This window comes from Pseudomonas lurida (genome assembly GCF_002563895.1).
Classification (GTDB): Bacteria; Pseudomonadota; Gammaproteobacteria; order Pseudomonadales; family Pseudomonadaceae; genus Aquipseudomonas; species Aquipseudomonas lurida.
The window spans coordinates 2492688-2516004 of record NZ_PDJB01000001.1 but is presented as its reverse complement, the minus strand read 5'-3'; the positions used below and the strand labels follow the sequence as shown (position 1 = coordinate 2516004).

The window sequence follows — 23317 nt, the reverse complement described above, 5'->3', positions numbered from 1 at the left end:
CTCAGGAAATCAATTTATCCAAATCTTCTGCTGATAGACGTTTGAGGGCCTCCAAGGATTTAGCCAATGCGTCCTGCACCGGCGAATTATTTGTCTGCCGGGCGGCCACATGGGCGCTGAAATCGGCCAGGGTCGGGGTGGTGAAAATCGATTTGACGTCGAATTCGGCATGCAACTGCTCGCGCAGGCGCACCACCACCTGAGTGGCCAGCAGGGAGTGCCCGCCCAGTTCGAAGAAGTTGTCGTGCATGCCCACCCGCTCGACCTCCAGTACCTCGGCCCAGATGGCGGCGATCTGTTGCTCCAGCTCGCTGTGCGGGGCGACGTATTCCCGGGCTTGCAGGTTGGCGTCCACCGCCGGCAGGGCCTTGCGGTCCAGCTTGCCGTTGGGACTCAGGGGCATTTGCTCAAGCAGCATCCATTGGGCCGGGACCATGTAGTCCGGCAAGTGTTGAGCCAGGTGTGCACTCAGCACATCGCGCCAGTCATCGCCGGCGTTGTGCAGCACCAGGTAGCCCACCAGGTATTTGCCATCGACGGCCAGCACGGCGGCCTCGCGGACCCAGTCGTGCTCCAGCAGGCGCGCTTCGATTTCACCCAGTTCGATACGCAGGCCACGCAGCTTGACCTGGTGGTCGATACGCCCGGCGTATTCGATCACGCCGTTTTCGCGATAACGCGCCAGGTCGCCGGTGCGGTACAGGCGCTCGCCCTTGATGAACGGGTGGGCGACGAACCGTTCGGCGGTGAGTGCCGCACGGCGGTGGTAACCGCGGGCCAGGCCGATACCGCCCAGGTACAGCTCGCCCAGCACGCCAACCGGTACAGGTTCGACGTTGCTGTCGAGGATGTAGCACCCAAGGTTGGCAATCGGACGGCCGATCGGCACCGCGTCGCGGCCTTCCTCCACGCAGGTCCAGTGGGTCACGTCGATCGCGGCTTCGGTCGGGCCGTAGAGGTTGTAGAGCCCGGTTTGCGGCAGCTTGGCGAACACGTGCTGCTGGGCGTCCACCGGCAAAGCCTCGCCGCTGCACACGATGCGGTGCAGGGTGTGACAGGTCGCAACCGTGGCGTCCTGCAGGAACGCCTGCAACATCGACGGCACAAAGTGCAGCGTGGTGACGTGTTCGGCATTGATCAGGCGAACCAGTTTGGCGGGGTCACGGTGATCTCCGGGCGCGGCAACCACCAGCCGCGAGCCGGTCATCAAGGGCCAGAAGAACTCCCACACCGATACGTCGAAGCTGAACGGGGTCTTTTGCAGCACCGTGTCACTGACGTCCAGGCCATAGGCGTCCTGCATCCATTGCAGGCGATTGAGCAACGCCGAATGACGGTTGCCCGCGCCCTTCGGCTGGCCGGTGGAACCCGAGGTGTAGATCACGTAGGCAAGGTTTTCGCCGTCCAACGCGATCCCGGGGTTGGCGTCGCTGTAGGCCTCAAAGCCCGAGTCACCCAGCACCAGAGCCTCAAGACCTTGGGGAATCGGCAGTTGCTCGCGCAAATGCGCCTGGGTCAACAGCAGTTTCACGCCACTGTCTTCCAGCATGTAGGCCAAGCGCTCACGCGGGTATTCCGGGTCCAGCGGCACATAGGCACCACCGGCCTTGAGCACAGCGAGCAGGCCCACGACCATTTCGACGGAGCGTTCCACCGCCAGGCCCACCAGCACATCCGGGCCTACCCCGGCTTCGATCAGGCGATGAGCCAGGCGGTTGGCGCGGCGGTTCAGTTCGGCGTAGCTCAAGCGCTGCTCGGCAAACACCAAGGCCGCGGCATCTGGTGTACGCGCCACTTGCTCTTCAATCCGTTGATGCACGCAGTGCTGCAATGGGTAGTCCCGCGCCGTGGCGTTCCAATCCTGTAGCACCTGCTGACGTTCAGCCACATCGAGCATCGCCAGGTCACCCAGGCGCTGCTGGCCGCCCTCAAGCATGGCTTGCAGCAGATTGACCAGATGGCGGCCATAGGTTTGCACCGTGCGTGCGTCAAAATGCGCACGCGCAAAGCTGAACTGCACCGACAGCGTGTCACCGACGTCCACCAGCACCGTCAGCGGGAAGCTGGTTTGCTCGCGGGACTGCGGCAGGCCAAAACGGATGCCGCTGCCACCGCTTTGTTCCAGGGCCTTGGACACGGGGTAGTTTTCGAACACAAGAATGTTATCGAACAAGGCTTCACCGCCCTGCCCGGCCCAGCGCTGGATATCGTACAGCCCGGTATGCTCATGCTCGCGCAAGGCCAGGTTCTGCGCCTGCACCGCCTGCAACCAGTCGGCCACGGTATGCTGGCCATCCACGGCGCAGATCACCGGCAAGGTATTGATGAACAGGCCGATCTGTTGCTCCACCCCCACAAGGTCAGCCGGACGCCCGGCCACAGTGGCGCCGAAGGCCACCACCGATTGCCCGCTATGACGCTGCAACAGGACCAGCCACGCCGCCTGGATCAGGGTGTTGAGCGTCACCTTGTTGCGACGTGCGAAGGCTTCAAGGCGATCCGTCAGCGGGCGATCCAGGCTCAGTTGGTGTTCGCCGTGCCCGTCTGCTGCCATCGGCTGGCTGCTGCCCAGGCGCGTCGGCGCTTGCAGTGCACTGAACTGTTCGCGCCAGAAGGTTTCAGTCGCAGCGCCATCACGCTGTTGCAACCAACGGATGTAATCGCGATAGCGCCCGGCTGCTTCAGGCACCGCCACGCCGGCATAACGCTGCAGCACTTCACCGAACAGCCGCGAATTGCTCCAGCCGTCCATCAGGATGTGATGGTGGGTGTAGATCAGCTCGTGGCGTTGCTCATCGGTGCGCACCAGCACCAGGCGTACCAGGGGGGCCTTGGCCAAATCAAACCCCTGGCGACGCTGGGTTTCCTGCAGGTTTTGCAATGCCAGCTCACGCTCCGGCATCGCGCGCCAATCGAGGTGTTCGATCGGCAACCGGGCTTCGCGGTACACCACCTGGCACGGCCATTCCAGCTGGCCTTCCCAGAAGAACCCACTGCGCAACACGTCGTGGGCGCGCACGGTGGCATCCCACGCCTGCTGGAATCGCGCCACATCCAGGCCCTCGGCGGTCACGCGGATCTGGTTGATGTAATCACCCGCCGCCTGTTCGTACAGGGTGTGGAACAGCATGCCTTGCTGCATGGGCGACAAGGTGTAGATGTCTTCAATGGCCTCGGCGGCCAATGGCAAGGATTCGAGTTGCTGCTGGTTCAAGCGCGACAACGGGAAATCGGAAGCCGTCACGCCACGGTTGCCCGGGGTGCAGCAGTGCTCGACCAACGCTTTCAGTTCGCGGGTAAACGCCTGGCTCAAGGCGTCGATCTGCGACGCCTCGAACATCAGCGGGCTGAAGGTCCAGCCCATGTGCAGCTCGCCGCCGAACACCTGGCCGTTGAGTGTCAACCAGTTGCCCAGGGGCGCGTCCGGGCTTTGCTCGGCACCCGCGCTTTCCGTCGCGGGCCCGAACAAAACGTCTGGCGAGTCAAAGCTGCCGTCGATCTGGCCCAGGTAGTTGAAAGTGATGCGTGGCACCGGCAACTCACTGAACGCCTGGCGCGTGGCCTCGTCGCCCAGGTAGCGCAGCGCGCCAAAGCCCAGGCCTTTGTCCGGCACCGCGCGCAGCTGCTCCTTGATCTGCTTGATCGAGGTGGCAAGGGATTCGGCCGGGGTCAGGCGCACCGGGAACAGGCTGGTGAACCAGCCGAGGGTGCGGGTCAGGTCGATGTCGTCGAACAGGTCTTCGCGGCCATGGCCTTCCAACTGGATCAGGCTGGAAGCCTGCCCGGTCCACTGGCAGATCACCCGCGCCAGGGCCGTCAGCAGCAAGTCGTTGATCTGGGTGCGATAGGCCGTAGGCGCCTGTTGCAGTAGTTGCCGGGTGTGCTCGGCGTCCAGTTGGCTGACCACGGTCTGCGCCAGGCGACCGGGACGTGCGCCGCGTGGATCCCGACACGGCAAGTCGGTCGGCACACCCTGGAGCTGTTGCAGCCAGAAGTGTTTTTGCGGCTGTATCGCTGCGCTGCGGGCATGGGCCTGCAGACGCTCGGCCCAGGCCTTGAACGAGGTGGTCTTGGCCGGCAACGGCTGTTGGCGATACAGGCTTTGCAAGTCTTCAAGAAACACCCGCCAGGACACACCGTCCACCACCAGGTGGTGCATGACCAGCAACAAGCGCTGGGACCCGTCAGCCATCTCGGCGAGTACCGCACGCAGCAACGGGCCTTGTTGCAGGTCGAGGCTGCGCTGGGCGCGCTCGCACAGGGCTTGCAGCTCGGTGGTGTCCTGCACGCTCGCCTGCCATAGCAAGGTCGCAGGTTGCGCATCATGCCGCGCGGTCCAGCCCTCGGCTTGCTGGCTGAAGCTCAGGCGCAGCACATCGTGGTGCCGGGTGAGCGCTTGCAGCGCAGCTTCCAACGGTTCGGCGAGAATCGGCTGGCGTGGCGCCAGCAGCAAGGACTGGTTCCAGTGGTGGCGGTCCGGCAGGTCCATCTCGAAGAACAGTTGCTGGAAAGGCAGCAACGGCGTCTCGCCCTGCACTGGGCCCTGGTCGATCACCTGCGCTGTTTGCAACTGCGCCACGCGGGCCAGGCTGCGTACAGTCTGATGCTGGAACAGCGCCTTGGCGGTGAAATGGATCCCGGCGGCACGGGCGCGGCTGACCACCTGAATGGAGATGATCGAATCCCCCCCACGCTCGAAGAAGTTGTCGTTCAAACCCACTTGTTCAACGCCCAGCACGTCAGCCCAGATCGCGGCGATCTGCTGCTCCAGCGCACTCTGCGGCGCTTCGTAGGGGTGGGTGGCTTCGGGTTTGGGCAGGCCCTTGCGGTCCAGCTTGCCGTTGGGACTCAGGGGCATTTGCTCCAGCAGCACCCACTGCGCTGGGACCATGTAGTCCGGCAGATGCTGGCCCAAGTGAGTGCCCAGTACATCGCGCCAGTCATCGCCGGCATTGTGCAACACCAGGTAGCCCACCAGGTATTTGCTGTCGACCGCCAACACGGCAGCCTCACGCACCCACGCGTGCTCGAGCAGGCGCGCTTCGATTTCACCCAGTTCGATACGCAGGCCACGCAGTTTGACCTGATGGTCGATACGCCCGGCGTATTCGATCACGCCATCTTCGCGATAACGCGCCAGGTCGCCAGTGCGGTACAGGCGCTCGCCCTTGATGAACGGGTGGGCGACTAACCGTTCGGCGGTGAGTGCCGCACGGCGGTGGTAACCGCGGGCCAGGCCGATACCGCCCAGGTACAGCTCGCCCAGCACGCCAACCGGGACAGGTTCGATGTTGCTGTCGAGGATGTAGCACCCAAGGTTGGCAATCGGACGGCCGATCGGCACCGCGTCGCGGCCTTCCTCCACGCAGGTCCAGTGGGTCACGTCGATGGCGGCTTCGGTCGGGCCGTAGAGGTTGTAGAGCCCGGCTTGCGGCAGCTTGGCGAACACGTGCTGCTGGGCGTCCACCGGCAAAGCCTCGCCGCTGCACACGATGCGGTGCAGGGTGTGACAGGTCGCAACCGTGGCGTCCTGCAGGAACGCCTGCAACATCGACGGCACAAAGTGCAGCGTGGTGACGTGTTCGGCATTGATCAGGCGAACCAGTTTGGCGGGGTCACGGTGATCTCCGGGCGCGGCAACCACCAGCCGCGAGCCGGTCATCAAGGGCCAGAAGAACTCCCACACCGATACGTCGAAGCTGAACGGGGTCTTTTGCAGCACCGTGTCACTGACGTCCAGGCCATAGGCGTCCTGCATCCATTGCAGGCGATTGAGCAACGCTGAATGACGGTTGCCCGCGCCCTTCGGCTGGCCGGTGGAGCCCGAGGTGTAGATCACGTAGGCAAGGTTTTCACCGTCCAGCGCGATGCCGGGGTTGGCGTCGCTGTAGGCCTCAAAGGCCGAGTCACCCAGCACCAGGGTTTCCAGTCCATCCGGGGTCGGCAACTGATCAAGCAGATGGGCCTGGGTCAACAGCAGTTTCACACCACTGTCGTCGAGCATGTAGGCCAAGCGCTCACGCGGGTATTCCGGGTCCAGCGGCACATAGGCACCACCGGCCTTGAGCACAGCGAGCAGGCCCACGACCATTTCGATGGAACGTTCCAAGGCCAGGCCCACCAGCACGTCAGGCCCCACGCCGGCTTCGATCAGGCGATGAGCCAGGCGGTTGGCGCGGCGGTTCAGTTCGGCATAGTTCAGGGACAGGTCGTTGAAGCGCAACGCCGGCGCATCCGGCTGTGCCAACACCTGGGCCTCGAACAACTGAGGCACCCACTGCCCTTGCGGGTAGTCGCGTTCGGTGGCGTTCCACTCAGAGAGAATCTGCTCGCGCTCATCGGCGTTGAGGGTCGCAAGGTCCTGCAAAGGCAACGCCGTGTTCGCCACGGCGGCACGCAACAGGCTCAGCCAGTGCTCGGCCATGCGCGTCACGGTGGCGGCACCAAACAGGTCGGTGGCGTACGTCAGGGAGGCCCAGATCGCGTCGCCGCTCTCCTGGGTGTCGAGGCTCAGGTCGAACTGAGCGCTGTGGGTGTCCCATTCGAGGTGGGCCACGCGCAAGCCCGGCAGTGAGTGTGCCGCTGCTTGAGTGCTGGCCTGGTGATTGAACATCACCTGGAACAATGGGTTATGGCTCAGGCTGCGTTCCGGCTGCAGCGCCTCGACCAATTGCTCGAAGGGCAAGTCTTGATGAGCCTGGGCTTCCAGCGCCCGGCGCTTGGTGTGCTGCAACAGCTGGGCGAAGCTCATCTGGCCATCGAGGTCGGCCTTGAGCACTTGGGTATTGACGAAGAAACCAATCAGCGATTCCGTCTCGACACGGTTGCGGTTGGCAATCGGCACGCCGACGCGAATGTCCTGCTGGCCGCTGTATCGGTACAAAAAGGCCTGGAACGAGGCCAGCAGCAGCATGAACATCGTCACGCCTTCACGCTGGGCCAGGGCTTTCAACCCTGCAACCAGCGCCGGTTCGAGCACGATGTCATGGCGCGCGCCGCGAAAGCTCTGTTGCGCCGGGCGCGGCTGGTCGAACGGCAGCTCCAGCACCGGCTGCGCGCCGCCGAGCAGTTCGCGCCAGTACGCCAGTTGACGGGCCTTCTCCCCCGCTTCCATCCAGCTGCGTTGCCACACTGCGTAGTCGGCGTACTGGATCGGCAGCGGCGCCAAGGCACAGTCCTGGCCTTGGCTGTAGGCGGCGTAGAGTTGCATCAACTCCTGCACCATCACGCCCATCGACCAACCGTCGGAAACGATGTGGTGCTGCACCAGTACCAGCACGTGTTCTTCTTCACTCACGGCGAGCAAGCTGACCCGCAGCAACGGACCTTGCTGCAAGTCGAAGGGACGGGCAATTTCGGCTTCGACGCGGGCCTTGAGCTGTGTTTCGTCGACCGCGCTTTCGGCGATCTCGATCACGGCGTGGGCCAGTACCTCCTGCGAGCGCTGTTCAGCATCCAACTGCAGGCGCGTGCGCAGGCTTTCATGGCGCGCCACCAGGGTGTCGAAGCTGCGTTGCAGGGCGGCTTTATCCAGTTGGCCGCTCAGGCGCAGGGCGCCGGGGACGTGATAGGCGTCACTGTCCGGGTCCAACTGCCAGAGAAACCACTGGCGCTCCTGGGCGTAGGACAATGGCAGTTTCTGGCCGTCCTCGCGGATCGAAGCAATCGGCAGTTGAGCGAAGCTCATGCCCCGGCTTTGCAGGCGCTGGTAAAACTGCTGGCGCTGTTCCAGGGGCAGGCGAAGAAAGCGCGAAACCAGATCGATATTAGGGTTGGAAAGCATGGTTCAAATCGCCTCGAGTTCGCTCAAAAAGTCACGAAGATCATCAAAATCTTCCGCACTGCCGGCGCGGAAGGTGGCCGCGGCCTGTACATAGGCACGCAGCGTTTCGGTCTGGAACACTTCCACCAGCGGCACTTCCAGGCCCAGTTCGGCCTGGACCCGCGAGGTGATCTGGATCGCCAGCAGGGAATGGCCGCCCACTTCGAAGAAGTTGTCGTTAAGGCCTACCTGCGGCAGGCGCAGCACCTCGGCCCAGATCGCGGCGATCTGCTGTTCCAGCTCGGTTTCGGGGGCCACATAGGCCTGTTGCAACAGACTTGCATCCGGTTCGGGCAAACCCTTGCGGTCGAGCTTGCCGTTGGGGGTCAGCGGCATTTGCGCCAGGAACATGAAGTGCGTCGGCACCATGTAGTCCGGCAGGCGGGTTTTCAGGGCGCGGCGCAGGCTGTCGCGGAACTCGGCCTGATCCGCCAGGTTGGCATCGGCCGGGACCACATAGGCCACCAGCTGTTTGCCGGTCGGCCCGTCTTGGGCGACCACCACGGTTTCACCGACGTTGTCCTGTTCGCGCAAGCGCGCCTCGATCTCGCCCAGCTCGATCCGGAAGCCCCGGATTTTCACCTGATGGTCGACGCGGCCGAGGTAATCCACCACCCCATCCGGACGGCCACGGGTCAGGTCGCCGCTGCGGTACACGCGGCTACCCGGTTTGCCGAAGGGGTCCGGCACGAAGCGCTCGGCGGTCAGTGCCGGACGCTCCAGGTAACCGCGCGCCACGCCCTCGCCGCCCAGGTACAACTCACCGGCCACGCCGATCGGTTGCAGGTTGAGTTGCGAATCCAGCACGTAGCCGCTGCGGTTGCCCAACAGCGTGCCGATGGGGGCGTAGACCGCGCCGCACGGGTCGCCCTTGCGCGCCTTCCACAGCAACGGCGTAACCACGGTTTCCGTCGGGCCGTAGCCGTTGAACAGGTAGGTCGGCTTGAGTGCGCGCCAAGCCAGGTCATAGCTGGCCTGGGCCACAGCGTCACCGCCAAAGCAGTACACACGAACAGCAGGAGGATTACCGTCACGCTCGGCATGCTCGGCCAGTTGTTGCAGGTAAACAGGCGGGAACACGGCCATGGTCACGTTGTGACGATGCATTTGCTGGTAGGTGTATTCCGGCAGCCACAGGCTGTCATCGCGGATCAGCACGCTGGCACCGTTGATCAGCGGGTGCATCCAGCCTTCGTGGGAACCGTCGAAGGCGAAGGACATGAAGTGCAGTTCGCAATCGGCCGGCGAGGTTTCATAACGCTCGCCGGTGGCGATGATGTGCGCCACCAACGGACCGTGGGACACTGCCACGCCCTTGGGCATGCCGGTGGAGCCGGAGGTGTAGATCACGTAGGCAAGGTTGTCGCCGTCCAGCGTCACCTGAGGGGCAGTGTCGCTGAAGCCGGCCCATTCCTCGGTACGATCAATCGCCAGGCTATCGAGGCCATCAGGAATCGGCAGTTGCTGCAAGGCGCTTGTGTGGGTCAGCAGCAGTTGGGCGCGGCTGTCCTGCATCATGTACAGCAGGCGATCGCGCGGGTATTCGATATCTAGCGGCACGTAGACGCCACCGGCTTTCATCACCGCGAGGAACGCCACCATGATTTCGGCACTGCGCGGCATGGCGATGGCCACGCGCACTTCCGGGCCGACACCACGGGCGATCAGCGCATGAGCCAGGCGGTTGGCCTGGCGGTCCAGCTCGCCGTAGGTCAGGGTTTGCGCGTCGAACTTCACCGCCACCGCCGTCGGTGTTTCCCGGGCACGATCGGCGACTCGTTCGTGGACCAGGCGCTTGGCCGGGAAACCCGCGTCGGTCTGGTTCCACAGTTGGATGATATGTTGCTGCTCTTCGCCGTCCAACAACTGCAACTGCCCAATGTTCTGCTGCTGATCGGCAACCATTGCCTGCAACAGGTTCTGCCAATGCCGCGCCATGCGCTCGATGGTAGAAGCCTCGAACAGGTCGGTGGCATAACTCAGCGAGGCATTTAACTGCTCCCGGGATTCTTCGATGTCCAGGGTCAGGTCGAATTGCGCGACCGCCTCGTCCCAGCTCATAGGACTGACTTCAAGCTGGCCCAGGCGTTGTAAATGCTGGCCGGCTAGGCTGATATGGTGGTTGAACGCCACCTGGAACAGCGGGTTCAGGCTGAGACTGCGCTCGGGCTGCAGCGCCTCAACCAGTTGTTCGAAGGGCAAGTCCTGATGGGCCTGGGCTTCGAGCGCACGCCGCTTGACCTGGGCCAGCAACTGGCTGACGGTGGTGTGCCCATCGATTTCGGCCTTGAGCACCTGGGTGTTGACGAAAAAGCCGATCAGGCGCTCGGTCTCGACCCGGTTGCGGTTGGCAATCGGCACGCCGACGCGAATATCCGGCTGGCCGCTGTAGCGATGCAGCAACACTTGATAGGACGCCAGCAACAGCATGAACAGCGTCACACCCTCGCGCTGGGCCAGGGCCTTGAGACTGTCGAGCAACGGAATTGGCAACGGGATGTGCAAGCGTGCACCGCGATGGGTCGGCACTGCCGGGCGCTGATGATCGAATGGCAGTTCCAGCACCGGTTGCTCGCCACCCAACACTTCACGCCAGTAATCGAGCTGGCGAGCTTTCTCGCCTGCTTCCATCCAGCTGCGCTGCCACAGTGCGTAATCGACGTACTGGATCGGCAGCGCCGGCAGTTGCAGCCCTTCGCCCCGGCTGTAGGCGGCATAAAGCTGCACCAGTTCATCGACCATCACCTGCATCGACCAACCATCGGAAATAATGTGGTGCTGCACCAGCACCAGCACGTGTTCGTCTTGCGCCAGGCGCAACAGTCTGACACGCATAAGCGGGCCCTGGCGGAGGTCGAATGGCTGGGTGATGCTCGCTTCTACCTGGGCTTTCAGACTCGCTTCATCGACGTCCGCCAAGGCGATCTCGATCCTTGCTGGCGGGCTGATCACTTGCACGGTGCGGCCGGCATCTTGCTGCAAGTGGGTACGCAAGCTTTCGTGGCGCGCGACCAGTGTATCGAAGGCACGCTGCAGGGCGTCGCAGTCGAGTTGCCCTTTCAGGCGCAACGCGCGGGGTACATGGTAGGCCGCGCTGCGGGGGTCCAGTTGCCACAGGAACCATTGGCGCTCCTGCGCATAGGACAGCCCCAGCGGCTGCTCACGTTCGACGCGTTCCATACGGGTGCTTTCAACGTGTGCCTGGGTCAGGCTACGGACAAAAAGGCCCAGCACCGGCTGATCGAACAGGGCTTTCAAGCCCACATCGAGGCCCAGGCCATGACGGATGCGCGAGACGGCCTGGGTAGCGATCAGCGAATGCCCGCCGCGCTCGAAGAAGTGGTCATTGAGGCCGACACGTTCGACACCGAGTACTTCGGCCCAGATCGCAGCGATCTGTTGCTCCCGTTCAGTCAGTGGCGTGATGTACTCACCACCCGCTGCCTCGGGTTTGGGCAGGGCCTTGCGGTCCAGTTTGCCGTTGGGACCCAGGGGCATCTGTACCAGCAGCATCCATTGGGCCGGGACCATGTAGTCCGGCAAGTGTTGAGCCAGGTGTGCACTCAGCACATCGCGCCAGTCATCGCCGGCGTTGTGCAGCACCAGGTAGCCCACCAGGTAGTTGCCATCGACGGCCAGCACGGCGGCCTCGCGGACCCAGTCGTGCTCCAGCAGGCGCGCTTCGATTTCACCCAACTCGATACGCAGGCCGCGCAGCTTGACCTGGTGGTCGATACGCCCGGCGTATTCGATCACGCCGTTTTCGCGATAACGCGCCAGGTCGCCGGTGCGGTACAGGCGCTCGCCCTTGATAAACGGATGCGCGATAAAACGCTCGGCGGTCAGGGAAGGACGGCGGTGATAACCACGGGCCAGGCCAACGCCGCCCAGGTACAGCTCGCCCAATACACCCACCGGCACCGGTTCGAAGTTGCTGTCGAGGATGTAGCACCCAAGGTTGGCAATCGGACGGCCGATCGGCACCGCGTCGCGGCCTTCGTCCACACAGGTCCAGTGGGTCACGTCGATGGCGGCTTCAGTCGGGCCGTACAGGTTGTAGAGCCCGGCTTGCGGCAGTTTGGCGAAGACTTGCTGCTGGGCGTCCACCGGCAAGGCTTCGCCGCTGCAAACAATGCGTTGCAGGCTTTGGCAGCTCCACACCGCCGGATCCTGCAGGAACACCTGCAACATCGACGGCACAAAGTGCAGCGTGGTGACGTGTTCGGCATTGATCAGGCGAACCAGCTTGGCGGGATCACGGTGATCGCCAGGCGCCGCGACGACCAGGCGTGAGCCGGTCATCAGCGGCCAGAAGAATTCCCACACCGACACGTCGAAGCTGAACGGGGTCTTTTGTAGCACCGTGTCACTGATGTCCAGGCCATAGGCGTCCTGCATCCACTGCAGGCGGTTCAGCAATGCCGAATGACGGTTGCCCGCGCCTTTAGGCTGGCCGGTGGAGCCCGAGGTGTAGATCACGTAGGCAAGATTTTCACCGTCCAGCGCGATCCCGGGGTTGGCGTCGCTGTAGGCCTCAAAGGCCGAGTCACCCAGCACCAGGGTTTCCAGTCCATCCGGGATCGGCAACTGATCAAGCAGATGGGCCTGGGTCAACAGCAGTTTCAAACCACTGTCGTCGAGCATGTAGGCCAAGCGCTCACGCGGGTATTCCGGGTCCAGCGGCACATAGGCACCACCGGCCTTGAGCACAGCGAGCAGGCCCACGACCATTTCGATGGAACGTTCCACGGCCAGGCCCACCAGCACGTCCGGGCCCACCCCGGCTTCGATCAGGCGATGAGCAAGACGGTTGGCGCGGCTATTGAGGTCGCTATAGCTCAGGGTTGTCTCGTTGAAGCGCAACGCCGGCACTTCCGGCTGTGCCAGCGCCTGGGCCTCGAACAGCTGGTGTACCCACTGCCCTTGCGGATAGTCGCGCTGGGTGGCGTTCCACCCCTCCACCACTTGCCGGCGCACCGCGTCCGTCAGCGACGGCACCTCACCCACACGCCGCGGTGTGACACTGGTCAAGCCGTGAAGCAGGTGCTGGAAAGACTCGGCCAACTGCCGAATCTCGTCGTCGCCGAACGACTGCACGTCAAAGCTGAAGTCGAACGCCAGGGCCGCCCCGGCGCCAAGCAGCACCGTCAACGGATAGTGGGTCTGCTCGAAGTTCTGCACATGACTGAAGGTCAGCCCAGCCGGTGCGCCTGCGGCCAGCGCTGTGGACACCGGGTAGTTTTCAAACACCAGCAGCGTGTCGAACAACGCTGCGCCGCCCGTACCCGCCCAGCGCTGGATATCGAACAACGGCGTATGTTCGTGTTCACGCAGGCTGAGGTTCAGTGCCTGCACCTGCTGCAACCATTCCCCCACCCACAACATCGGACTGGGGGTGGCGATAACCGGCAAGGTGTTGATAAACAGACCGACCTGCTGTTCCACACCCGGCAAACCTGCTGGCCGACCGGAAACCGTGGCGCCAAACACCACGGTGTCCTGGCCAGTCTGGCGTTGCAGCAACAACAGCCAGGCGGCTTGTACAAGGGTGTTCAGGGTGATTTTGTGGGTCTGGGCAAACCCCTTGAGTTGGTCAGTCTGTGCGATGCTTAGGGCCAGTGCGTAGCTGCCTTTGGCGGCCGAAGGATTGGAACCGGCGCCGCGTGCCAGGCGCGTTGGCTCCTGCATCGTGACCAATTGGTCCTTCCAGAAGGCTTCGCTGGCAGCCGATTCCTGAGCTTGCAACCAACCGATATAGTCACGGTAATGCCCTTGCAGCGTCGGTAACGGCCGGCCGGCGTAACACTCCAGGACCTCGCCGAACAACTGCGCACGGCTCCAGCCATCCAGGAGAATGTGATGATTGGTGTAGATCAGATGGAAGCGGTCGACACCGGTGCGTACCAGTTTCAGGCTCAGCAGCGGCGCCTGCTCCAGCACAAAACCTTGTGCCCGCGTCGACTCGCTCAACGCGTCCAGCGCGGCGTGCTGATCCGGCAGGGCCTGCCAGTCGTATTCGGCGAACGGCAGGCCCGCTACGCGATACACCGCTTGCAACGGCTGCGTCTGGCCCTGTTGCCAGACAAACCCGGTGCGCAGCATGTCATGCCGTGCCAGCACCTGCTCCCAGGCGCGTTGGAACCGAGGCACATCAAGGCCGTGGATATCGGCACGCAGCTGGCTGACATAGATATCGTCAAGGCCCTGCTGGTAGAGGCTGTGGAACAACATGCCCTGTTGCATCGGCGACAGCGGATACAGGTCCTGCACCTCGCGTGCGGGCAGCGCCAGATCGTCCAGCTGGGATTGGGTCAGTCGGGCCAGGGTCACGTCGGCCGGTGTCAGGCCGCCCTGTTTCGGATCGACGCAATGCGCGATCAGCGCCAGCAGTTCCTGCTGGAAATCCTCCGCCAGGCGCTGCACAGTCGCCACTTCGAACATCTCGCGGCTGAACCCCCACTGCAGGGCCAGTTCACCGCCATACACCTGCCCTTCCACCGTCAGCCAGTTGGCCAGCGGTGCTTCCGGGTCCTGGGCCTGCCCGCTGCCCTGGGTAGCGGGTACGAACAGCGCCGACTCGTTGAACTGGCGGTCGAACTGGCCCAGGTAGTTGAAGGTGATACGCGGCGCGGCCAGGCCCGACAGGGTTTCACGGGCGTCAGGCGTGCCGAGGTAGCGCAGCAGGCCGTAGCCGATGCCTTTGTGCGGCACGGCGCGCAGCTGTTCCTTCACCGACTTGATCGCCGCCGACAGCTCGCCCTCGGCGTGCAGGCACACCGGGAACAGGCTGGTGAACCAACCGACGGTGCGGCTCAGGTCAACGGTGTCGAACAGGTCTTCACGGCCATGGCCTTCCAGTTGGATCAGCGCGGCAGACTGCCCGCTCCAGCGGCTGATAACGCGCGCCAGTGCGGTCAGCAGCAGGTCGTTGACCTGGGTCCGGTAGGCCCCAGGGGCGTCTTGCAGCAGTTGACGGGTGTGTTCGGCAGTCAGGCGGATTTCGAGCTTGCTGCCAAGGCGGTTCTGCAGGCCACCTTGGGGGTTGTCGCACGGTAGGTCGGCGCTCGCGGTCTGGGCTTGCCAGTACGGCAGTTGGTCGTCCAGTGTCTGCGCATGGGCCTGCAACTGCTGCGCCCACACTTGGTAGGCACTGGTCTTGGCCGGTAATGCGGCGTTGCGGTAGGCCTGTTGCAGGTCTTCGAGGAGGATGCGCCACGACACGCCATCGACCGCCAGGTGATGCACCACCAGCAGCAGGCGCTGGGCACCGTCGGCCATCGTGACCAGTACCGCGCGCATCAGCGGGCCCTGTTCAAGGTCGAGGCTGCGCTGGGCTTCGTCGCAGAGTGCGGCCAGCTCAACCTCGTCAGCGACCTGGGACTGCCACATTGAGGCGCTTGCAACCGGCGCGGCATGAGCCTGTTGCCAACCGTCTGCGCGCGGCGAAAAACGCAGGCGCAGGGCGTCATGGTGGTTGATCAATCGGGTCAAGGCCGCGTCAAGGCGCGCGGGTTCCAGGGCTTCACGCGGGGTCAGCAGCAGCGACTGGTTCCAATGCTGGCGCGCCGGGATCGCCTGCTCGAAAAAACTGTGCTGCACGGGCGTGAGGATCACCTCGCCACTGACGGGCCCCTGGTCGATGACCGTCGCCTGCTCGAAGCCCGCCACCAGCGCCAGGCTGCGCACGCTCTGGTACTGGAACAGGTCCCGTGGGCTTAAGCGAATACCCGCCTGGCGCGCACGGCTGACCACCTGGATGGAGATGATCGAATCGCCGCCCAGCTCGAAAAAGTTGTCGTCCAGGCCGACCTGTTCCACACCCAGCACGTCGCTCCAGATCGCCGCCAGGGCTTTCTGCAGGTCGTTTTGCGGGGCGATATAGGCCTGCTGCGGCGCGGCGTCCGGTAACGGCAAGGCCTTGCGGTCGAGCTTGCCGTTGGCGGTCACCGGCAGCTTGGCCAGGGGCACCATATGGGTCGGCACCATGTATTCCGGCAGGCTGCCGAGCAGCCAAGCCTTGAGGTCGGCCGGCGCCTGGTCTTCCAGCACCAGGTACGCGACCAGTTGCTTGCCGCCCTGCACCAGCACCACGGCTTCGCGCACCGAGGGGTGTTGCATCAGGCGCGTCTCGATCTCGCCCAGTTCGATACGCAGGCCGCGCAGCTTGACCTGGTGGTCGAGGCGACCCAGGTAGTCGATCACGCCGTCGGCGCGCTGGCGCACGCGGTCGCCGGTGCGATACAGGCGCGCGCCGTCACCGAAGGGGCTGGGCACAAAACGCTCGGCGGTCAGTGCCGGGCGCCGATGATAACTGCGCGCCAGGCCAGTACCGCCCAGGAACAGCTCGCCACTGACGCCCGCGGCAACAGGGTTGAGCTGGGCGTCGAGCACGTAGGTGCCGAGGTTAGCGATGGGCCTGCCGATGGGCACGCTGTCGGCACCTTCGTCGATGCAGGTCCAGTGGGTGACGTCGATGGCGGCTTCGGTCGGGCCGTAGAGGTTGAACAAACCCGCCCGTGGCAACTTGGCGAACACTTGCAACTGCGCATCCAGCGGCAAGGCTTCGCCGCTGCAGACGATACGTTGCAGACTGACGCAGGCCTGTACGCCCGGCTCATGGATAAAGGCCTGGAGCATCGAGGGCACGAAGTGCAAGGTGGTAATGCCGTGCTGCCCGATGGTTTCGATCAGCCGCGCCGGCTCACGGTGTTCACCGGGGGCCGCCACCACCAGGCGTGCGCCGGCCATCAGCGGCCAGAAGAATTCCCACACCGACACGTCGAAACTGAAGGGGGTTTTCTGCAGCACCGCGTCGCTGGCGTCCAGCCCATAGGCCTGCTGCATCCAGCACAGGCGGTTGACCAGCGCGCGATGGCTGTTGCCGGCGCCCTTGGGCTTGCCGGTGGAGCCGGAGGTGTAGATCACGTAGGCGAGGTTCAGTGCCTGGATCGCCACGGCAGGCGATTCGTTGCTGTAGCCGTCGAGCCACAGCGCAGGCTGGTCCAGGGCTATCACTTGGAGACTGGCGACAGGCAACGACGGCAGCAGGCGCTGCTGGCTGAGCAGTAACTGGATGCCACTGTCCTCGATCATATAGGCCAGGCGTTCCCGCGGGTATTCCGGGTCCAACGGCACGTAGGCACCGCCAGCCTTGAGAATCGCCAACAGGCCGACCACCATTTCGATCGAGCGCTCGACGCAGATCCCTACCAGTACGTCCGGGCCAACGCCCTGCTCGCGCAAGGCATGGGCCAACTGGTTGGCACGCGCATCAAGCTGCGCGTAGGTGAGTGTGGTAGCACCGAACGCTAGCGCCGGCGCGTCGGGCGTCGCGTGGACCTGGTCTTCGATCAGGTGGTGAATACCGCGCTCGGTCGGGTACGCCTCGGCCGTCTGGTTCCAGGTATGGACCAGCACCTGCTGCTCATCCGCAGCCAACATCGGCAACTCACCGATACGCTGCCCGCCATCAGCCACCATGGCCCGCAACAGGCTGATCCAGTGCCCGGCCATGCGCTCGATGGTCGGCGCGTCGAACAGGTCGTTAGCGTAGGTCAGCGCGGCGTGCAGGGTGCCGGATTTCTCATAGGTGTCGAGGGTCAGGTCGAACTGGGTGGTACGGCCTTGCCACTCCACCAGCGCCAACGCCAGGCCGGAGGCGGTGCTGACGTTCGTAATATCAGCCACCACCGGCTGGTGGTTGTACATGACCTGGAACAGCGGTGTATGGCTGAGGCTGCGCTCGACCTTGAGGGCTTCTACCAGGCGCTCGAACGGCAATTCCTGATGGGCCTGGGCACCCAGTGCGTGCTCCTTTATGCCTTGCAGCAGCTCAGTGACAAGGGTTTGCCCGGTCAGCTCGGTGCGCAGGACCTGGGTATTGACGAAGAAACCGATCAGCCCTTCGACTTCCGTGCGGTTGCGGTTGGCGATCGGCACGCCGACGCGGATATCACCCTGCCCGGTGTATCGGTGCAGCAGCACATTGAAGGCGCCGAGCAACAGCATGAACAACGTAACGTTGTGCTGTTGTGCGCAGGCACGCAGCTGTGCGGCCAACTGCGGGTCGATCGCGAAGTTATGGCGTGTGCCCTGATAGCTCGGCATGGCCGGGCGCGGGCGGTCGGTGGGCAACTCCAGCACCGGATGCTCGTCGCCCAGCCGCGCCTGCCAGTATTCCAGCTGGCGGGCCTGCTCCCCGGCTTCCAGCCAGCGGCGCTGCCACAGGGCGTAGTCGCTGTACTGGATCGGCAAGGCCGGCAGTTGCGGGGTCTGGTTGCGCTCATGGGCGTCGTAAAGGCGGATGAACTCATCAATCAGCACATTCATCGACCAGCCATCGGAAACGATGTGGTGCAGGGTCAACAGCAGCACGTGCTCCTGGGCGTCGAGCTTGAGCAACTGCACACGCAGCAGCGGGCCGTTTTCCAGGTCGAACGGCAGCAGCGATTGACGGGTCGCGGCCTGGTCGACGGCCTGCTCACGCTCGGCGGGTGCCAGGTGGCTCAGGTCATCGTGCTCGACGGTTAACGGCGTGTCTGTCGCCACCTGCAACAGGCGCTCATCGGCCTGGCGCTGGAACACCGTGCGCAGGGTTTCGTGCCGCGCGACCAGGCTGGCGAACGCCTGCTCCATCGCGTCCAGGTTCAACGCACCTTTGAGCCGCACGGCGCCCGGCAGGTTGTAGGCACCGCTGGCTGGGTCCAATTGCCACAGAAACCACATGCGCTGCTGCGCGTAGGACAGCGCCTGGCGATCCTCCACCTCCACCCCTGCCGGAATCGGAAACCGGGAAAAATCCACCCCTTCTTTCTGCAAGGCTTGCAGGAACAATTGGCGCTTTTCCAGAGGCAACCCGATAAACCGGCGAGCAAGTTTCAAGGAGTCTTCAGCATTCATTTCTTGGAGTCCGGAGCAATAGGCAGGAAGCACAAAGGCACGTCGTCCCTATAAAACGAACCGGAGAGGGAAAAATTAGCGGGGGATGGATGGCCTGGAACGAGGTGTCTTCAAGGGTTACTTCAAACTCGGGAAGACGAACCGATCACGAGCTGGCATTGACGAACACCACCTTTTGCAACTAAATCCAGTTACACACCGGGAGCACTGTGTCCAAAAATGAAAAGCTGCTCGCCAAACTGCTCAACGAACACATGGCATTCACCTGGCCCGCCAGGCTTTGCAAGCGTTTTTGCAACACCACAGTGCAAATACTTCCCCGGCGATCGGCTGACTATCCCAACCGCCGATACCCCAACACCGCTGACCCCAGCACCACCGCCCCCGCCACCAACGCGACCCAGAACCCGCTGGTGGCGCCAAAGTGGTCGATCATCCAACCGGAACTGGCGGCGCCAATGGCCACGCCGATGCTGAGGCCGGTGATCAGCCAGGTCATGCCTTCGGTCAGGCGGCTGGCCGGCACGATCTGCTCCACCAGGGCCATGGATACGATCAGGGTTGGCGCGAAGAACAGCCCGGAAATAAAGATCGCCACCGCCAGCCCCGGGATGTTGTTCACCAGCAGCAACGGCAAGGTGGTCAATGCCGTGGCGACACCGCAGAACAGGAACTGTCGCGGCAACGGCGCCTTGAGTTTCAGGGTGCCGAACGCCAGCCCCGCCAGGCACGAACCGATGGCGTACACCGACAGCACGATACTTGCCGCCGCTGGCTGGCCCTGATGCTGGGCGAAAGCGACGCTGACCACGTCCACCACGCCGACGATCACCCCCATGGCCAGCAGCAGGATCATCAGGATCAGCACCGGCGGTGACGCGATCAGCCAGCGGCCGTGATGGTCCTGATGTTCATGGACGGGAGGCTCGGTCGCGCGTTGCAATACAAACGTGGTAACGCCCACCGCCAGCAACAACGCCGCCACCAAGGGCCCCGCCTCCGGGAACAGCGCCACGCTCAGCCCCACCGAGATCGGCGGGCCGATGATGAAGCACACTTCATCCAGTACCGACTCCAGGGCAAAGGCGGTCTGCAGCTTGGGCTGGCCTCGGTACACCTCGGTCCAGCGTGCGCGCACCATGGCCGACATGTTGGGCATGCAACCGGCCAGGGCCGCGAACAGGAACAGCGTCCAGTTCGGCGCCTGCAAGCGGGTGCACAGCAGCAACATCAACAACGCCCCGCCGCCGATCAGCGCGGCAATCGGCAGCACCCGGCCCTGGCTGTAGCGGTCCACCAGGCGTGAGACCTGCGGCGCACAAAATGCCGTGGCCAAGGCAAACACCGCCGCCACCGAGCCCGCCAGGCCGTAACCGCCGTGCACCTGCGAAAGCATGGTGATCAAGCCAATCCCGGTCATCGACACCGGCATGCGCGCCAGCATCCCCGCCAGTACAAAAGCCCGGGCGCCTGGGACCTGGAACAGCTCGGCGTAAGGGTTTGCCATCCTGATGGACCTCTTCCTGAATGCCTGCAACTTGCTATCTGCAATGAGCGAGGCAAAATACATACGGTGCGTATGTCACAAATCATGCGTAACATACGCAGCGTATGTCAATCTTTGCCTTGCCCAATGTGAGCCCTACCATGAGCCGAGTCCGTGCCGAAATGATCGAAGACACCCGCGCACGCCTGATCGCCAGCGCCCGCAAGGCCTTCGCCACCCAAGGTTATGCGAACACGTCGATGGACGATTTTACCGCCCGCGCCGGCCTGACGCGGGGCGCGTTGTACCATCACTTTGGTGACAAAAAGGGGCTGCTAGCCGCCGTGGTGGCCCAGCTCGACAGTGAGATGGACAGCCGTTTGCAGCGTATTACAGACGAAGCTGCAGACCCGTGGAGCGGCTTTTGCGAACGTTGCCGCGCCTATTTGCGCATGGCCCAGGACGGTGAGATCCAGCGCATTGTGTTGCAGGATGCGCCAGCCGTATTGGGCGACACCGGCTCCCAGCAATATTGTGTTGAATCGTTGCGCCAACGACTGGAGGCGCTGATGCACGCCGGTGTGATCCACCACGCCCCGAGCGGCGCACTGGCGCAATTGATCAATGGCAGCCTGGTCAACACCGCCCTGTGGATTGCCCGCGATGAACACCCGGGCGACCGCCTGGAGCAAGGGTTGCAGGCACTCGAGTTGTTGCTGCGCGGCCTCAGCCTCACACCAACCGCTTGATCTGCTTGTGCCGCCACACCAACCGGTAATAAGCAGTCTGCAATGCCAGCATGGCCAGGTAAGTCACCGGAAACGCCATCCACACCCCTTCCAGGCCAAAGTGGGCGTTGAGCAGGTACGCCATCGGCAGCTCGACGCACAGCACACAGAAGATCGAGATGATCACCGGCATCAGCACCACGCCGCTGGCGCGCATGATCCCGCCGATCACGGCCTGGAAACCGAACACCAGGATGCTCCACAACATGATGTGCAGCAGGTGTTCGGCGTTGACCCGCGCCGCGTCGTCGGTGATGAATAGGCCGAGCAACCAGTGCGACATGACGTAACCCAGCACGATCAGGCCGCCGGTGAGGCATGTATTGATCAATAAGCCGGTGCGCAGGATCGGGCCGATGCGCTCCAGACGCCCGGCGCCAATCGCCTGTGCGCCAAGGATCGACGCCGTGATGGCAATCGATAGCGCCGGGAATTGCACGTAGTTGACGATTTGCGTCACCGCGCCATAGGCCGCCGTGGCCTGTGAGCCATGGCTGTTGACCAGGGCGAGGATGACCAATTCCGACAGCGACAGCACCACCATCTGCAGGCCGGTGGGCAAGCCGATGCGCAGGACTTTGCCGAGAATCACGCGGTCCAGGCGCAAGGCCGCGAGCAGTTCGCGATCTGGCGCCATCACATGGTTTTTATGCCGAAGTCTCAAGATCAGAAACAGCATGGCCAACGCGTTACCTACCAGCCCCGCATACACCGCGCTCTGGATGCCCAGGGGTGGCAAGCCGACCCAGCCGCGAATCAGCGCCGGCGTCAGCAGCAGGCCGACCAGGGTCGAAACCATCAGCGCCAGCAACGGCGATAGCGTGTCGCTTACGCCGCGCAGCAACTGGGTGTAGAGGATGAACACCAGCAGCAACGGCATGATCAGCATCATTTTTTGGGCATAGCCTACCGCATCGTCCAGCACATCAACCGGCGTGCCGAGCGCCTGCAACGCCGGACGCGCAAACAGGCTACCCAGCACTGCCGCAATCAGGCCTACCAGCGCGCCCAGGGTCAGGGTGGCGCCGGTAATCGCCTTGACCATCCCCGTCTCCTGCGCCCCCCAGGCCTGGCCGATCAACACCGAGGCGCCCGCCCCCAGGCCGATCACCAGGGCAATAAAGAAGAAGACGATGGGAAACATCCCCGACACCGCTGCCAACGCCTGGGTGCCGAGCATCTGCCCGACATAGATGCCGTTGAGGGTGCCAGAGAAGCTTTGCAGGAAGTTGGACAGCACCATCGGCGCCAGAAAGATCAGGTAGACCTGCCACAGCGGGCGTTGCAAGGAGCTTTGCATGAAAAACAGGGCCTCGGAAAACTAAAGCGTCCGAGGGTTATACCGGAAGTGGATCCCATCTTCCTGTGCTTTCGGGTTCAACCACCAGACCGGCGTTGCGCACCGTCGCACGCAGGTGTCGGGCATGCCCTTGCAACAGGCATTCGGCAATCGCCGGTTCCAGTTCGACCCGCAAGCGTCTAGCCAGCGCTCGAGCGCCAAATCGCACGTCGTGCTCACGGCACAACCAAGCCCGCGCCTGCTCATCCAGCACCAACGAACGCTGTTGCGTCACCAGGCGCTGGTTAAGTTTGCCCAGTTCCACCGCCAGCAGTGCCTCCAGCCACTGCGCGTCGATGGGCTCGAACATCAGGATACGGTCGATACGGTTGAGAAATTCCGGCTCGAAATGCCCATGCAACGCCTCTTCCAGCACCTGCGCCTCCTTGCGGGCAAACACGCGCAACAGGCGTCGCCAACCCTGGGTAAAACGCAGGTGATGCCGACGTGCCTGTTGCGCGCCGACATTGCTGGTCATGAAGACCAGGCTGTTGCGAAAGTCCAACGTGCGCGTGCCACCGGCCAAGGCCAACTGGCCGTTTTCCAGTATGCCAAGCAAGCTGCGCACCACCTGCGGGCTGGCTTTTTCCAGTTCGTCGAACAGCACGATCCCCGGCCGGCTATAGGCACCCTGGATCAGCTCACTGTTGAACAGGCTGATACCCTCCTTGCTGCCCACATACCCAGGCGGCGCGCCGGTCAGGGCGGCGGCATAATGCTCCTGGGCCAGGGTGTGCATGTCGATGCGGCAAAAACCATCGGCGCGACCGTGCAGCGCCTGGGCCAGCACGCGCACGATTTCAGTCTTGCCGACCCCGGTCGGTCCCATGAACAGGTTGACGCTCAGCGGTCGGTCGCGTTCGCCGATATCGGCCTTGACCACCTTGAGCATCCCCTCCACCTGCACCAGCACCGCCTCCTGGCCGACGATCCGGCTGCGCAGCAGGGCCATCACCTGGGCCGGTTCAAAGGTAAAGCGCATG

The 23317-nt window shown here is 63.6% G+C and carries 6 protein-coding genes and 1 pseudogene; 2 read left to right on the top strand and 5 right to left on the bottom strand.

All coding sequences use genetic code 11. The features are described 5' to 3' along the window. Position 1: 1 nt before the first annotated feature. Both ATH90_RS11505 and ATH90_RS11500 read right to left on the bottom strand, forming a co-directional pair. Entirely contained in the window at positions 2-7783 is a 7782-nt protein-coding gene (locus tag ATH90_RS11505) for a non-ribosomal peptide synthetase (protein ID WP_098466297.1), read from the bottom strand. A 3-nt stretch (positions 7784-7786) separates the two neighbouring features. After that, positions 7787-18721: a non-ribosomal peptide synthase/polyketide synthase gene (locus ATH90_RS11500; protein WP_098466296.1), complete on the bottom strand. Its 10935-nt coding sequence runs from the start codon at positions 18719-18721 to the stop codon at positions 7787-7789. A gap of 209 nt (positions 18722-18930) precedes the next feature. Between ATH90_RS11500 and ATH90_RS29775 the strand changes: the two are divergent. Continuing rightward, positions 18931-19002 (top strand): annotated as a pseudogene (locus ATH90_RS29775) (type II toxin-antitoxin system HicA family toxin); the annotation flags it as partial. Positions 19003-19055: 53 nt separating this feature from the next. On the opposite strand, the gene ATH90_RS11495 reads toward ATH90_RS29775, so the two are convergent. Beyond that, entirely contained in the window at positions 19056-20228 is a 1173-nt protein-coding gene (locus ATH90_RS11495; protein ID WP_098466295.1) for an MFS transporter, read from the bottom strand. 140 nt (positions 20229-20368) lie between these two features. Here ATH90_RS11495 and ATH90_RS11490 point away from each other — a divergent pair, with 140 nt between their 5' ends. Next, on the top strand, positions 20369-20956 hold the full coding sequence (locus tag ATH90_RS11490; protein ID WP_098466294.1) for a TetR/AcrR family transcriptional regulator: 588 nt from the start codon (positions 20369-20371) through the stop codon (positions 20954-20956). Here the strand turns inward: ATH90_RS11490 and ATH90_RS11485 are convergent. Beyond that, positions 20940-22295, bottom strand: coding sequence for an MATE family efflux transporter (locus ATH90_RS11485; protein WP_098466293.1), 1356 nt, complete (start codon positions 22293-22295; stop codon positions 20940-20942). The genes ATH90_RS11490 and ATH90_RS11485 overlap by 17 nt on opposite strands. Before the next feature lie 37 nt (positions 22296-22332). Next, positions 22333-23316, bottom strand: coding sequence for an AAA family ATPase (locus ATH90_RS11480; RefSeq protein ID WP_098466292.1), 984 nt, complete (start codon positions 23314-23316; stop codon positions 22333-22335). Position 23317: the final 1 nt, after the last annotated feature.

What these genes read in the sequence shown, in the direction of transcription:
- ATH90_RS11505 (WP_098466297.1), bottom strand. Translation starts at nt 7,783, where the DNA reads ATGCTTTCCAACCCTAATATCGATCTGGTTTCGCGCTTTCTTCGCCTG.
- ATH90_RS11500 (WP_098466296.1), bottom strand. Translation starts at nt 18,721, where the DNA reads ATGAATGCTGAAGACTCCTTGAAACTTGCTCGCCGGTTTATCGGGTTG.
- ATH90_RS11490 (WP_098466294.1), top strand. Translation starts at nt 20,369, where the DNA reads ATGAGCCGAGTCCGTGCCGAAATGATCGAAGACACCCGCGCACGCCTG.
- ATH90_RS11495 (WP_098466295.1), bottom strand. Translation starts at nt 20,228, where the DNA reads ATGGCAAACCCTTACGCCGAGCTGTTCCAGGTCCCAGGCGCCCGGGCT.
- ATH90_RS11485 (WP_098466293.1), bottom strand. Translation starts at nt 22,295, where the DNA reads ATGCAAAGCTCCTTGCAACGCCCGCTGTGGCAGGTCTACCTGATCTTT.
- ATH90_RS11480 (WP_098466292.1), bottom strand. Translation starts at nt 23,316, where the DNA reads ATGCGCTTTACCTTTGAACCGGCCCAGGTGATGGCCCTGCTGCGCAGC.